General features: G+C 70.3%; 12 protein-coding genes and 1 pseudogene. 6 read left to right on the top strand and 7 right to left on the bottom strand.

Annotation, left to right across the window (positions count from 1 at the left end):
* Both scy and mce read right to left on the bottom strand, forming a co-directional pair.
* Positions 1–2,195: pseudogene (scy, locus tag ACFWYS_RS40155) on the bottom strand (polarized growth protein Scy); the annotation flags it as partial.
* A gap of 211 nt (positions 2,196–2,406) precedes the next feature.
* Positions 2,407–2,847: a methylmalonyl-CoA epimerase gene (gene mce / locus ACFWYS_RS40150; RefSeq protein ID WP_048582912.1), complete on the bottom strand. Its 441-nt coding sequence runs from the start codon at positions 2,845–2,847 to the stop codon at positions 2,407–2,409.
* Positions 2,848–2,995: 148 nt separating this feature from the next.
* Between mce and ACFWYS_RS40145 the strand changes: the two genes are divergently transcribed.
* Positions 2,996–4,192 (top strand): acetyl-CoA C-acetyltransferase, encoded by a 1,197-nt coding sequence (locus tag ACFWYS_RS40145; RefSeq protein WP_384780554.1) that lies wholly within the window; start codon positions 2,996–2,998, stop codon positions 4,190–4,192.
* A 33-nt stretch (positions 4,193–4,225) separates the two neighbouring features.
* On the top strand, positions 4,226–5,182 hold the full coding sequence (gene meaB, locus ACFWYS_RS40140; RefSeq protein ID WP_384780551.1) for a methylmalonyl Co-A mutase-associated GTPase MeaB: 957 nt from the start codon (positions 4,226–4,228) through the stop codon (positions 5,180–5,182).
* 50 nt (positions 5,183–5,232) lie between these two features.
* Here the strand turns inward: meaB and ACFWYS_RS40135 are convergent, their stop codons facing one another.
* Positions 5,233–5,874, bottom strand: a complete 642-nt coding sequence (locus ACFWYS_RS40135; protein WP_384780548.1) for a PepSY domain-containing protein — start codon at positions 5,872–5,874, stop codon at positions 5,233–5,235.
* A 119-nt stretch (positions 5,875–5,993) separates the two neighbouring features.
* Between ACFWYS_RS40135 and ACFWYS_RS40130 the strand changes: the two genes are divergently transcribed.
* Both ACFWYS_RS40130 and ACFWYS_RS40125 read left to right on the top strand, forming a co-directional pair.
* Positions 5,994–6,725: a response regulator transcription factor gene (locus ACFWYS_RS40130; protein ID WP_384780545.1), complete on the top strand. Its 732-nt coding sequence runs from the start codon at positions 5,994–5,996 to the stop codon at positions 6,723–6,725.
* Positions 6,722–8,155 (top strand): ATP-binding protein, encoded by a 1,434-nt coding sequence (locus ACFWYS_RS40125; protein WP_384780542.1) that lies wholly within the window; start codon positions 6,722–6,724, stop codon positions 8,153–8,155. Before ACFWYS_RS40130 ends, ACFWYS_RS40125 begins: the two co-directional genes overlap by 4 nt.
* 18 nt (positions 8,156–8,173) lie before the next feature.
* Here the strand turns inward: ACFWYS_RS40125 and ACFWYS_RS40120 are convergent, their stop codons facing one another.
* From ACFWYS_RS40120 to ACFWYS_RS40105, 4 genes are all read right to left on the bottom strand, one after another.
* The gene (locus ACFWYS_RS40120; RefSeq protein ID WP_384780539.1) at positions 8,174–8,650 is read right to left on the bottom strand and encodes a MarR family winged helix-turn-helix transcriptional regulator; all 477 of its coding nucleotides are present in this window, start codon (positions 8,648–8,650) and stop codon (positions 8,174–8,176) included.
* A 112-nt stretch (positions 8,651–8,762) separates the two neighbouring features.
* On the bottom strand, positions 8,763–9,560 hold the full coding sequence (locus tag ACFWYS_RS40115; RefSeq protein ID WP_384780536.1) for an AIM24 family protein: 798 nt from the start codon (positions 9,558–9,560) through the stop codon (positions 8,763–8,765).
* Complete coding sequence (locus ACFWYS_RS40110) at positions 9,557–10,207, bottom strand: AIM24 family protein (RefSeq protein ID WP_384780533.1); 651 nt, start codon at positions 10,205–10,207, stop codon at positions 9,557–9,559. Before ACFWYS_RS40110 ends, ACFWYS_RS40115 begins: the two co-directional genes overlap by 4 nt.
* Before the next feature lies 1 nt (position 10,208).
* Entirely contained in the window at positions 10,209–10,841 is a 633-nt protein-coding gene (locus ACFWYS_RS40105) for an AIM24 family protein (protein ID WP_384780590.1), read from the bottom strand.
* A gap of 191 nt (positions 10,842–11,032) precedes the next feature.
* Between ACFWYS_RS40105 and ACFWYS_RS40100 the strand changes: the two genes are divergently transcribed.
* Positions 11,033–11,377, top strand: a complete 345-nt coding sequence (locus ACFWYS_RS40100) for a DUF3817 domain-containing protein (protein ID WP_384780530.1) — start codon at positions 11,033–11,035, stop codon at positions 11,375–11,377.
* Entirely contained in the window at positions 11,374–11,670 is a 297-nt protein-coding gene (locus ACFWYS_RS40095) for an MTH1187 family thiamine-binding protein (RefSeq protein ID WP_384780527.1), read from the top strand. The genes ACFWYS_RS40100 and ACFWYS_RS40095 overlap by 4 nt, the downstream gene beginning before the upstream one ends.
* Positions 11,671–11,719 lie beyond the last annotated feature (49 nt).

The raw sequence follows: 11,719 nt of genomic DNA, 5'->3' as shown, positions 1-11,719 counted from the left end.
TCGCGCTCCTGGTCGGCCTCCTGGGGGGCGGAGCCGGGGAGTCCCCCGGCCCCCCGGCGCCGCCGGGAGGCCTCCTCCTGGGCGGCGGCCAGCGTCTCGGACGCCTCCGTGGCGAGCCGCTCGGCCGCGGCCTGCGCCTCGGCGCGCACCCGGTCGGCGGTGTCCTGCGCCTCCGACTTCAGCCGCTCGGCCTCGGCCGCGGCCTCCGAACGCAGCCGTACGGCGACGGCCTCGCCCTCGGCCCGGGACGCGGACGCGTCCGAAGCGGCCTCGTTGCGCAGCCGGTCGGCCTCCTCCTCGGCCTGCTGCTGCAGCGTGCGGATCCGCTCGGCGGCCTCGGTGCGCAGCCGGTCGGTCTCCTCGGCGGCCTCGCGCCGGATGCGGGAGGCCTCCTCGCGGGCGTCGGTGAGCGCCTGCTCGGCCGACGCGAGCCGCTGCTCGGCCTCGGTGTGAAGGCGTGTGAGCTCCTCGGCGGCCTCGGTGCGGCGGGCCTCTATGGCCTGCTCGGTCTCCTCGTGCAGCTCGCGCGCGGCACGCTCGGCGTCGGCCTTGATGCCCTCGGCCTGCTCGACGACCTCCTCGCGGTGCCGCTCGGCCTCCTGCCGGGTGCGCTGGAGGGTCTCCTCGGCCTGGCGGCGCAGCGTGGTGGCCCGCTCGATGGCCTCGGTGCGGACCTTCTCGCTGTCCGCCGTGGCCTTCTGGCGCAGCTCGTCGGCGTCCTGCCGGGACTTGGCCAGCAGTTCCTCGGCGGTCTTGGCCGCCTCCTCGATCTGCTGGACGGCCTCCTTGCGGGCCTCCGCACGGATCTTCTCGCCCTCGGCGACCGCCTCGGAGCGCAGCTGCTCGGCCTCGCCGCGCAGCCGGCGGGCCTCCTCCTGCAGCTCGACCGTCTTGGCCCGGTACTCCTTGGTGTCGTCCTTCGCCGAGCCCTTGAGCTGTTCGGCGATGTCGTGCGCTTCGGCGCGCAGCCGGTCCGCCTCGGCCTCGGCCTCGGTGCGGATCCGCTCGGCCTCCTCGGCCGCGGCCTTGGTGGTGTTCTGCGCGTCCTCCTGCGCCTTGTTGAGGACGTCCTCGGCGGTCTTGGCAGCCTTGGACAGCTGGGTCGCGCTCTCCTCGGCGGTGATCGTGCGGGCCTTCTCGGCGGCCTCGGCGACGATCTTCTCGGCCTCGGCGCGCGCGTCGGCGACGACCTGCTCGGCGTCCGACTTGGTGGACTCGGCCTCCTTGGTGGCCTCGCTGACCAGCCGGGCGACCTGCTCCTTCGCCGTACGCATGCGCTGCTCGTTGGCCGACTCGGCGCTCGCCAGCGTCTTCTCGGCGGCCGTCGTGGCCTCGGCGACCAGCTTCTCGGCCTCGGACTGCGCCTTGCGCAGCGCCTCCTCGGCCTCCGCCATGCGCTGCTCGGCGGCGCGGCTGAGCTCGGTGGCTTGCCGACGGGCGGAGTCCGACTCGGTCACGGTGGAGCTGCGCAGCTGCTCCGCGTGGTCGGTGGCCTCCTGAGCCTGCGTGGACGCGGCGTTCAGCAGCCGCTCGGCGTCCGTACGGGCCCGGAGCAGGATCTGCTCGGCCTCCGCGCGGGCCTCCTCGGCCGCGCCGGTGAGGCGCTGGCGGGCCTCGCCGGTGAGCCGCTCGGCCTCGGCGCGCGCGGTCGCCATGGCCTGCTCGGCCTCGGCGCGCGACTCGTCGAGGAGCCGGCGGGCCTGGGACTCGGAACGGGCGCGCAGCTGCTCCGCCCACGCCACGTTCTCGTTGACGTGCGACTCGACGGTCTGGCGTCGCTCGGCCAGCTCCTGGTCCAGCTGCTGGCGGCGGTTGACCGCCTCCTGGTGCAGCTCGGCCTGCAGCCGGGCGGCGTTCTCCGCGTGCTCCTGGAGGATGCGCTGGGTCTGCGCGCGGGCCTGGCTGAGCTCGCGCTCGGCCTCCTGGCGCAGCTGGTCCGCCTGGACCTGCGCGTTCCGCAGCAGCTGCTCGGCCTGGTAGCCGATGTCGCCGCCGTCGAAAGCGGGCCGGGACATGATGGTCCGCCGCGCCTCGTGCAGCTTGGCGCGCAGCACCTCGACCTGGTAGCCGAGGTCCTCGGCGTGCTGGATCGCCTTCTCCCGCTCGGTCTTCAGCCGATCCATCTCGGCCTCGAACCGAGAGAGGTGGTCGACGTCAGCCGCCGGCTCTCGCTCCTGGCGTTCGTAGCCCCGCACTGCGCGGTCCCATCCGTCCCCTGGTCGCAAGTCTCTCCATACGAGCACCGTCCATCCGCCGAACGGGGCCCCCGGGGAATGGTGTCAGATCAACGGCGGAGCACGGGCTGTTGCCCCACCCTCGTCCCCCGAAACCCGGACCCCGGACATGGCGATCGCCCTGCAGGAAGCGGCGACCGCCCCCAACCCTACCGGCCCATATGTACGAGGGTCAGTGCTCAGGTGACTCAACAGGCGCCGAAGTGACCAGTTCTGTCAGTACGCCATGGCAATCCTTTGGGTGCAGGAAGGTGATTCGTGACCCCATGGAGCCGCGCCGGGGCTCTTCGTACAGAACGCGTACGCCCTTGTCCTTGATGTCGGCGGCGTCCCCGTCGACATCTGCCGTACCGAAAGCGATGTGGTGGACACCCTCGCCGTTCTTGTCGAGCCATTTCGCGACGGTGGAGTCGGGGCGCGTGGGCTCAAGGAGCTGCAGGTAGGAGGCGCCTCCGTCGGAGGTGTCGTTGATTTTGAGCATGGCCTCGCGGACGCCCTGCTCCTCGTTGACCTCGGAGTGGAACACCTCGAAGCCATAGGTGGCCCGGTAGAACTCGACGGTCTTGTCGAGATCGAAACAGGCGATTCCGATGTGGTCGATTCGCGTCAGCATGTTGTTCAGTGCAGCGCTCCCGAGGTGGTTACGCAACGTGCGCGCGATCACACCGACGGCCCGGTGACGGCACGGAGTGCCACTCAGTACATTCGAAGTAAACCCTCGTTCACTCCTCGGCTCTCCAGCTGGAAGGGGATCGCACCTCATGTCTTCTGGAACTACCTCTGTGATCGTCGCGGGCGCCCGTACGCCCATGGGACGGTTGCTCGGTTCACTGAAGTCCTTCTCCGGAGCCGATCTCGGTGGCTTCGCGATCAAGGCCGCCCTCGACCGTGCGGGGATCGGCGGCGACCAGGTGCAGTACGTGATCATGGGCCAGGTGCTGCAGGCCGGCGCCGGCCAGATCCCGGCGCGCCAGGCCGCGGTCAAGGCCGGCATCCCGATGAACGTCCCGGCGCTCACCGTCAACAAGGTCTGTCTGTCCGGCCTCGACGCCATCGCGCTCGCCGACCAGCTGATCCGCGCCGGCGAGTTCGACGTGATCGTCGCGGGCGGCCAGGAGTCCATGACCAACGCCCCGCACCTGCTGCCGAAGTCCCGCGAGGGCTTCAAGTACGGCGCGGTGCAGATGATCGACGCCATGGCGTACGACGGTCTGACGGACGCCTTCGAGAACATCGCCATGGGCGAGTCGACGGAGAAGCACAACACCCGCCTCGGCATTCGGCGCCCCGAGCAGGACGAGATCGCCGCCCTGTCGCACCAGCGTGCCGCCGCCGCGCAGAAGAACGGCCTCTTCGAGGCCGAGATCACCCCCATCGAGATCCCGCAGCGCAAGGGTGAGCCGGTCCTCTTCAGCAAGGACGAGGGCATCCGCGGCGAGACCACGGCGGAGTCGCTGGGCAAGCTGCGCCCGGCGTTCTCCAAGGAGGGCACGATCACGGCGGGCTCGGCGTCGCAGATCTCGGACGGCGCGGCCGCGGTCGTCGTCATGAGCAAGGCCAAGGCGCAGGAGCTCGGCCTGGAGTGGATCGCCGAGATCGGCGCGCACGGCAATGTCGCGGGCCCGGACAACAGCCTGCAGTCCCAGCCCTCCAACGCCATCCTGCACGCCCTGAAGAAGGAGGGCCTGGAGGTCTCCGACCTGGACCTGATCGAGATCAACGAGGCCTTCGCCGCCGTCGCGGTGCAGTCAATGAAGGACCTCGGCGTGTCCACGGAAAAGGTGAACGTCAACGGCGGAGCCATCGCCCTGGGTCACCCGATCGGCATGTCGGGCGCGCGCCTCGTACTGCATCTGGCCCTGGAGCTGAAGCGCCGGGGCGGCGGCGTCGGCGCGGCCGCGCTGTGCGGTGGCGGCGGGCAGGGTGACGCACTGATCGTGCGGGTACCCAAGGCCTGACCGGCTGTACGTGATCCTCGGAACGGAGCTGTGATGCAGGACGTCTCCACGCTGGTGTCCCAGGCCAGACAGGGGCGGCCGAGGGCGGTGGCCCGGCTGATCTCCCTGGTGGAGGGGGCGTCCCCGCAGCTGCGGGAGGTCATGGCGGCGCTGGCCCCGCTGACGGGCAACGCCTATGTGGTGGGGCTGACGGGATCGCCGGGTGTCGGCAAGTCGACATCCACGTCCGCTCTGGTGACCGCGTACCGCAAACAGGGCAAGCGGGTCGGCGTCCTGGCCGTCGACCCGTCCTCGCCCTTCTCGGGCGGCGCCCTGCTCGGCGACCGGGTGCGGATGTCGGACCACGCGTCCGACCCCGGTGTCTACATCCGCTCGATGGCGACGCGCGGCCACCTCGGCGGGCTGGCCTGGGCCGCCCCGCAGGCGATCCGTGTCCTGGACGCGGCCGGCTGCGACGTGATCCTGGTCGAGACGGTCGGCGTCGGCCAGTCGGAGGTGGAGATCGCCTCCCAGGCCGACACCTCCGTCGTCCTCCTCGCCCCCGGCATGGGCGACGGTATCCAGGCGGCGAAGGCCGGGATCCTGGAGATCGGCGACGTGTACGTCGTCAACAAGGCCGACCGCGACGGCGCCGACTCCACCGCCCGCGAGCTCAACCACATGCTCGGCCTCGGCGAGTCCCGCGGCCCCGGCGACTGGCGCCCGCCCATCGTCAAGACGGTCGCCGCCCGCGCCGAGGGCGTCGACGAGGTCCTGGAAGCCCTGGACAAGCACCGGGCCTGGATGGAGGAGCGCGGCGTCCTCACCGAACGCCGCCGGGCCCGCGCCGCCCGCGAGGTGGAGGCCATCGCCGTCACCGCCCTTCGCGAACGCATCGCCGACCTGCACGGCGACCGACGGCTCGGGGCACTGTCGGAGCGGATCGTCGCCGGGGAGCTGGATCCGTACCGGGCGGCGGACGAGCTGGTGGCGGGGCTGACCAAGGGCTGATGCGACTAGAGGGGTACGAAAACCTCGTACCCCTCACCCGACGGCTCGGATCAGTCGTCGTCGCGGTCGGCCTGACCGTCGCGGTCGTCGTGGTCCTGGGTGACCTTGCCGGTCTTGAGGTCGACCTTCCACTCGCCCTTGGTGGTCTCGACGCTCCAGGCCGCGGGGCCGTCGTCGTCCAGGTCGACGTCGGTGACGGTGCCCTTCGCCGCGGCGGCCTGTGCGGCCTCGCGGGCGTCGACGCTCGCGTCCTTCAGGGCGGCGAGGTCCTCGCGGCCGTCGTTGTCGTCATCGTCGTCGCGCTGGGCGCCGAGGACCTTGCCGTTGTCGGCGGAGACCCGGACGTCGTGGTCGGTGCCGTCGCCCTTGACGACGTTCACCTCCCAGGCGTTCGAGCCGTCGTCGTCCAGGTCGGCGGAGACGGCCGTGCCCGGCGTGTGCTTGAGCGCGGCCGCGATCGCGTCGGCGGCGGTCACCTTGGCGGCGCCGGTCGCGTCACGGACCTCGGTGGCGTCGTCGTCCCGGTCGTCGGCGGCGTCCTGCGCGTCGTCGTCCCGGTCGTCGGCGACCCGCACGTTCGAGTGCGGCTGCGTGGGCGCGCTCTCGTCGCCACCGACCGCGTACGCCGCGACGGTGCCGCCTCCGATCAGGGCAGCGGCGGCTACGGTGGCGATGACGATGTTGCGCTTCATGGGGTTCCCTCCCGGTTTGCTGCGATTGCTTCGACGTGGATCAATCTGCCGAACCGACGCTGAGGAGAACCTGAAACCCCCTGAAGAGATCTTCAGCTTCGCTTTGCGAACCTTTACGCATGCGCCCGCCCGTCACCCACCACCACCCTGCCCGAGACGCTTCGCGTCGCCCCTTTCGATTCTTGATCGTGGAGGACGAGAAGCGGCTGGCCCTGTCGCTCGCCAAGGGGCTGACGGCCGAGGGATACGCCGTGGACGTCGTCCACGACGGCAGGGAGGGGCTGTACCGGGCCTCGGAGGGGTCGTACGACCTCGTGATCCTCGACATCATGCTGCCCGGCATGAACGGCTACCGCGTCTGCGCCGCCCTGCGCGCCGCCGGGCACGACGTGCCGATCCTGATGCTCACCGCCAAGGACGGCGAGTACGACGAGGCCGAAGGGCTGGACACCGGCGCGGACGACTACCTCACCAAGCCGTTCTCCTACGTCGTCCTCGTCGCCCGCGTCAAGGCGCTGCTGCGGCGCGGCGGACAGGGCGCCGGGGCCTCTCCCGTGCATGTCCACGGTGATCTGAAGGTGGACACCGCCGCCCGTCGGGTCTTCCTCGGCGACGACGAGGTGACCCTCACCGCCAAGGAGTTCTCGGTCCTGGAGCAGCTGGTGCTGCGGGCCGGTGAGGTGGTGTCCAAGACGGAGATCCTGGACCACGTCTGGGACTTCGCGTACGACGGCGATCCGAACATCGTCGAGGTGTACATCAGCACCCTGCGCCGCAAGCTGCGCGCCGGGCTCATCCGGACGGTGCGCGGTGCCGGGTACCGGCTGGAGAGAGCGGAGACCTCGCGATGAGCGGCCGCCTGTTCGGCTCCGTCCGCTCCCGGGCGACGCTGGCCGCCACCCTCGTCGTCGCGGTGGCGCTGGTCGCGGCCGGGACCGCCGTGCTGCTGTCGCTGCGGTCCAACCTGATCGGGCAGGCCGGTACGCAGGCGGAACGCACCGCACGTGCCGTCGCGACGGACATCGCGCTCAAGCGGGCGGACGAGTCGCTGTCGGTGGACAACGACGAACCCGTCCAGGTCGTCGACGAGAACGGCAAGCTGCTCGCGGCCAGCGAGGATCTGGAGCGGATCAGCGGAACGGGCACCGACGCGGTGCGGCCGCAGCAGCAGCCGTCGCAGGGTGCGGCCTCGGGCGACTCCGGCGACTCGGACGACGAGGCCGACGACTCGGACGAGGCCTCCTCCCTCGAACCGGGCGAGATCAGCGAGCACACCACCTTCACCAACGGCACCGCCACGCTCGACGGCGAGACCGACGACCACCGCTTCGCCGCCGTCCATGTCGAGGTCGAGGGCCGGGGGCTCCTCACGGTGTACGCGGGTGCCCCCCTCTCCGCCGAGCAGGGCGCCGTCAACACCGCGCTCACCGTCATGCTGATCGGCTTCCCGCTGCTGCTCGCCGTGGTGGCCGGTGTCACCTGGCTGGTCACCCGGCGCGCCCTGCGCCCGGTCGAGGGCATCCGCGGCGAGATGGCCGCGATCACCGCGTCCGAGGACCTCGCGCGTCGCGTCCCGGTGCCGGACACCCACGACGAGGTCGCCCGCCTCGCGCTGACCACCAACGAGACGCTCGCGGCCCTGGAGACCTCCGTGGAACGCCAGCGCCGCTTCGTCGCCGACGCCTCCCACGAGCTGCGCAGCCCGATCGCGTCGCTGCGCACCCAGCTGGAAGTGGGCGCCGCGCACCCCGAGTTGCTGGACCTCGACGGCGCCGTGCAGGACACCGTACGGCTCCAGGGCCTTGCCGCCGACCTGCTGCTGCTCGCCCGTCTTGACGCGGGGGAGCGGCCCGGCGACACACGGCTCGACCTCGGCGCGCTGGCCCGGGAGGAGGCCGAGGGGCGGGTGAACGTGACGGTCGCGGCGGACGCCGTGACGGTGGCCGGGTCGCGCGGGCAGCTGGGGCGGGTGCTCACCAACCTGCTGGACAACGCCCAGCGGCATGCCCGCTCGGCGGTCACGGTGACCGTCCGGGAGGAAGGGGGCTGGGCCGTCGCGGCCGTCGCGGACGACGGGGACGGGGTGGCCGAGGCCGACCGGGAACGGATCTTCGGGCGGTTCGTCCGGCTCGACGAGGCCCGCAGCCGCGACGACGGCGGTGCCGGGCTGGGCCTGGCCATCGCCCGCGACGTCGCCGTACGGCACGGCGGCACGCTCACCGTGGGCCCGGCGCCGGCGGGCGGAGCCCGGTTCGAACTCCGCCTGCCGCAGGCCCGCTAGCCGCCGGATCCGCGCGGTTTACGGGCGGCCGCGCTGGCCGCGGAGGTGTTCCGCGATCGGCTTGAGGCCCTTGTCGAGTTCCGTCAGGGTCTCGGGGGACAGCAGGTCGATGAAGTGCCTCCGCACGGACGACACATGGTGGGGTGCGACCTTCTTCATCGTCTCCATGCCGTGGTCCGTGAGGACCGCGTAGAGCCCGCGACGGTCGGACTCGCAGTTCTCACGGCGGACCAGGTTCGCGTTCTCCATCCGGGTGATCTGGTGGGAGAGGCGGCTCTTGGACTGGAGGGTGGCGGACGCGAGGTCGCTCATCCGCATCCGTACGTCCTCCGACTCGGAGAGATTCACCAGGATCTCGTAGTCGTTCATTGTCAGGCCGAACGGCTGCAGGTCTCTTTCGAGCTGGTACGTCAACAGCCTGTTGACCTCCAGGTGGGTGCGCCAGGCGCACTGCTCCGCATCGGTCAGCCAGCGCGTGGCCGTCTCGGTCTCCATGAATGAAGTCTACCTAAGAAGTTGAAAGGCGAACTAGTGAGGGTTTTCTATGACACATCCGTGTGAACCCTGTGTGCTCACACGTTCGATGTCACACTCCGCAGACTACCGCTCACAGCCCGAAGCGACGCTGGAGGTCCCCCAGCTGTCCGGGAAGGCGCGGTACACCGGCCATTTGTGAAGGGCCTGTGTGTGAACCACCGGAACCGGGTACTCCGGCGTCCGGCGGAAGCGCCCCCGTGGCCTGCTCGGCCATGAGGGTCTCGGTCGACTGGAGCAGCACCGTGCCGGCTCCGGCGAACTCGAACTGATGCTCCTCTCCGGAGGCCCCTCCGAGGCCCGTAAGTGCACGTAGACCGCCCATTACGCCGGTCATGTAGCCATGGTCGTAGTGGTGGCACGGCGACGGGCAGTCGGCCCAGCCGACGAGCGCCTGCGGGTCCACCCGGATCGGGGGTTCCATGAACACCACCGGCCCGTTAGATGCGGCCACGAACTTTCCGGTTCCGATGAGGGTCAGAAAACCCGGCACAATCGATTGCTTGAGCGCGAGACTTGGCTGAAAAGCGAGCAGGTTGCCGGAGCGAATGGTCAGGTTGCCGTCGTCGAGGTCGTACGAATTGACGTCGAAGGCCCGGTCGGCCAGCAGCATCTTCCCGGAGCCCTCCGCCACGACCCAGTCGCTCGCGTGCAGTGGCGAATGAAAGGACGTACGGACAAGACGGTCGAGTCGACCGTGCCCGACGCCGTTGAACTCCATCGAGCCGTAGTAGGCGATCATCTTCCCCTTCTGCAGGAACCACTGGCTTCCCTTGAGTTCCACGCAGAAGGTGTAGGCGTTGACGTTGTCGTCGGAGGGCAGGGTCATGGGGTCGTACACGGTGGGACCCCCGGCCGGGTAGTGGCTCACAGCTTCTCCTCCGACGCCTGGACGTACACCGCACCGCTGCCGCTCAGCTCCAGCTGGAAGGCCTCGCCGGAGCCGCGGCCCACCATGTCGCGCCAGCCGAGGGCGGTGGACAGCTTGTTGCGTACGTCACCGTGGTGGGCGACGTAGGCCTGGGGGTCGACATGGACGGGGCGCTGCGGGGTGATCGGGATCTCGAAGACGCCGCCGTGCGCCATGACCGCGACGGCGCCGTGTCCCTTGAGGGTCGTCGTGAACAGCCCCTGCCCGCTGACCTGGCCGCGGACCATGCCCATGACCCCGCCCTGCGAGCCGAGGAACATCGTGCCCTGCTGGAGCGTGCCCTCGAAGGCGAGGAGGCGGTCCGCCTCGACGCACAGGGTGTCGCCGGCCAGGCTGATCACCTGGACGTGGTGGCCGCCGTGCCCGAACAGCACGGTGCCGCTGCCCTCGACGGTCATCAGCGGAGTGTCCTCGTTCGCCACCCGGCGCCCGATCATCGACATGATGCCGCCCTGGCCGCCGCCCATGTTGGGGGTGAAGGACACCTCGCCCTGGTAGGCGAGCATCGCGCCGCGCTGACTGAACAGCTTCTGGCCGGGCATGACGGTCGCCTCGACCATCTTGGAGTTGATCTCGCGGAAGCCCATGTCACACATCCCCCGCGATCGTGTTCCGCTCGCTCGGCTGTACGTACACCAGCCCGTCGCCCTCGAAGCGGATCTGGAAGGCCTCGCCGCCGCCCTCGCCCATGAGCGTGCGGAACGTCACACCGGACTGGAAGGACTGCCGCAGATTTCCCTGGTGGGCCACATACGCCCCCGGGTCCACGGTCAGCGGGAACTGCGAGCTGACCCGCAGCACCACGGCCGGGCCGTCCGACATGATCGCCGCCTGTCCGTGCCCCTCGATGGTGGTCGTGAACAGCCCGTTGCCCTGCGACGCGCCGCGCATCCCCGTGAAGGAGGTGCCGGTGCGCAGCCCGCCGTCGGTCGCGAGCAGGTTGCTCGACTCGACGTACAGCTTGTCGCCCTGGAGGCTCACCAGGTTGATCTCGGAGGCGCGGTCCGCGAACCAGCACGTCCCGTGCCCTTTCACCTCCATCAACGTCATCTGCTCGCCGGTGAGGCGCCGGGTCACCATGCCCCTGAGGCCCTCACCGCCGCCGCTCATCTTCTTGAAGGCCATCTGCCCGTCGTACGCGACCATCGAGCCGTTCTTCGCCTTCACGGCATCCCCGGTCATGTCGACGGCGAGCACCTTGCTGCCCTGAAGTCGGAACATCGCCACGCAGCGAAGGTAGCCGCCGCTGTCGGCCGCCAACAGATCCTGTAGGTGGACTTCACCCCTGACGCGACCCCGAGCCACATCCTCCCTCCGGTGTTTGCCACAATGGGCGAGCGTTTGTGCTTGTGTTCACAAGCTGATCCGAGCCGACCGACGTCACTCCCGCCGAACCCCACCGAAGGTGACCTGTGGACATCAAGACCGCCACCGCCCTCCGCCGCCTCCGTCTCGTCTCGGCCCCCGAGGCGGTGTCGTTCCTGCTGCTGCTCGTCTGCTCGGTGCTGAAGCGGACCACGGACTTCAACGCGGTGCCCGCGATGGGCATGATCCACGGCGTTCTCTTCATCCTGTACGTGGTCTTCTGGGCGGACGCCTGGAACCGCACCAAGTGGCCGCTGAAGACCGCGGCGCTCTACTTCGTCCTCTCCGTCCTGCCGACCGGCGGCTTCTTCGCCGACCGCAAGCTGCGGCGTGAGGCCGAGGACGCCGTCATCGCCGCCCGCGCCCGCCGGGAAGGAAAGGTCAACGCATGATCGTCGCCTTCTCCGTGACGCCGCTCGGCGTCGGCGAGGACGTGGGGGAGTACGTCGCCGACGCCGTCCGGGTCGTCCGCGAGTCGGGCCTGCCCCACCGCACCGACGCGATGTTCACCTCCATCGAGGGCGACAGCTGGGACGAGGTCATGGACGTCGTCAAGCGTGCCGTCGCCGCCGTGGAGGCCCGTGTCCCGCGGGTGTCGCTGGTGCTCAAGGCCGACATCCGGCCCGGCGTGAGCGACGGTCTGACCTCCAAGGTGGAGACCGTGGAGCGGTACCTGGCCGAATAGACGCCGGACACACAGCGCCGCGCCGGGGCGGACGTACGGAACTTCCGTA

Source organism: Streptomyces sp. NPDC059010 (assembly GCF_042740355.1).
GTDB lineage: Bacteria > Actinomycetota > Actinomycetes > Streptomycetales > Streptomycetaceae > Streptomyces.
The sequence above is the reverse complement of the archived record's forward strand: the minus strand, read 5'-3'. Positions and strand labels throughout refer to the sequence as shown.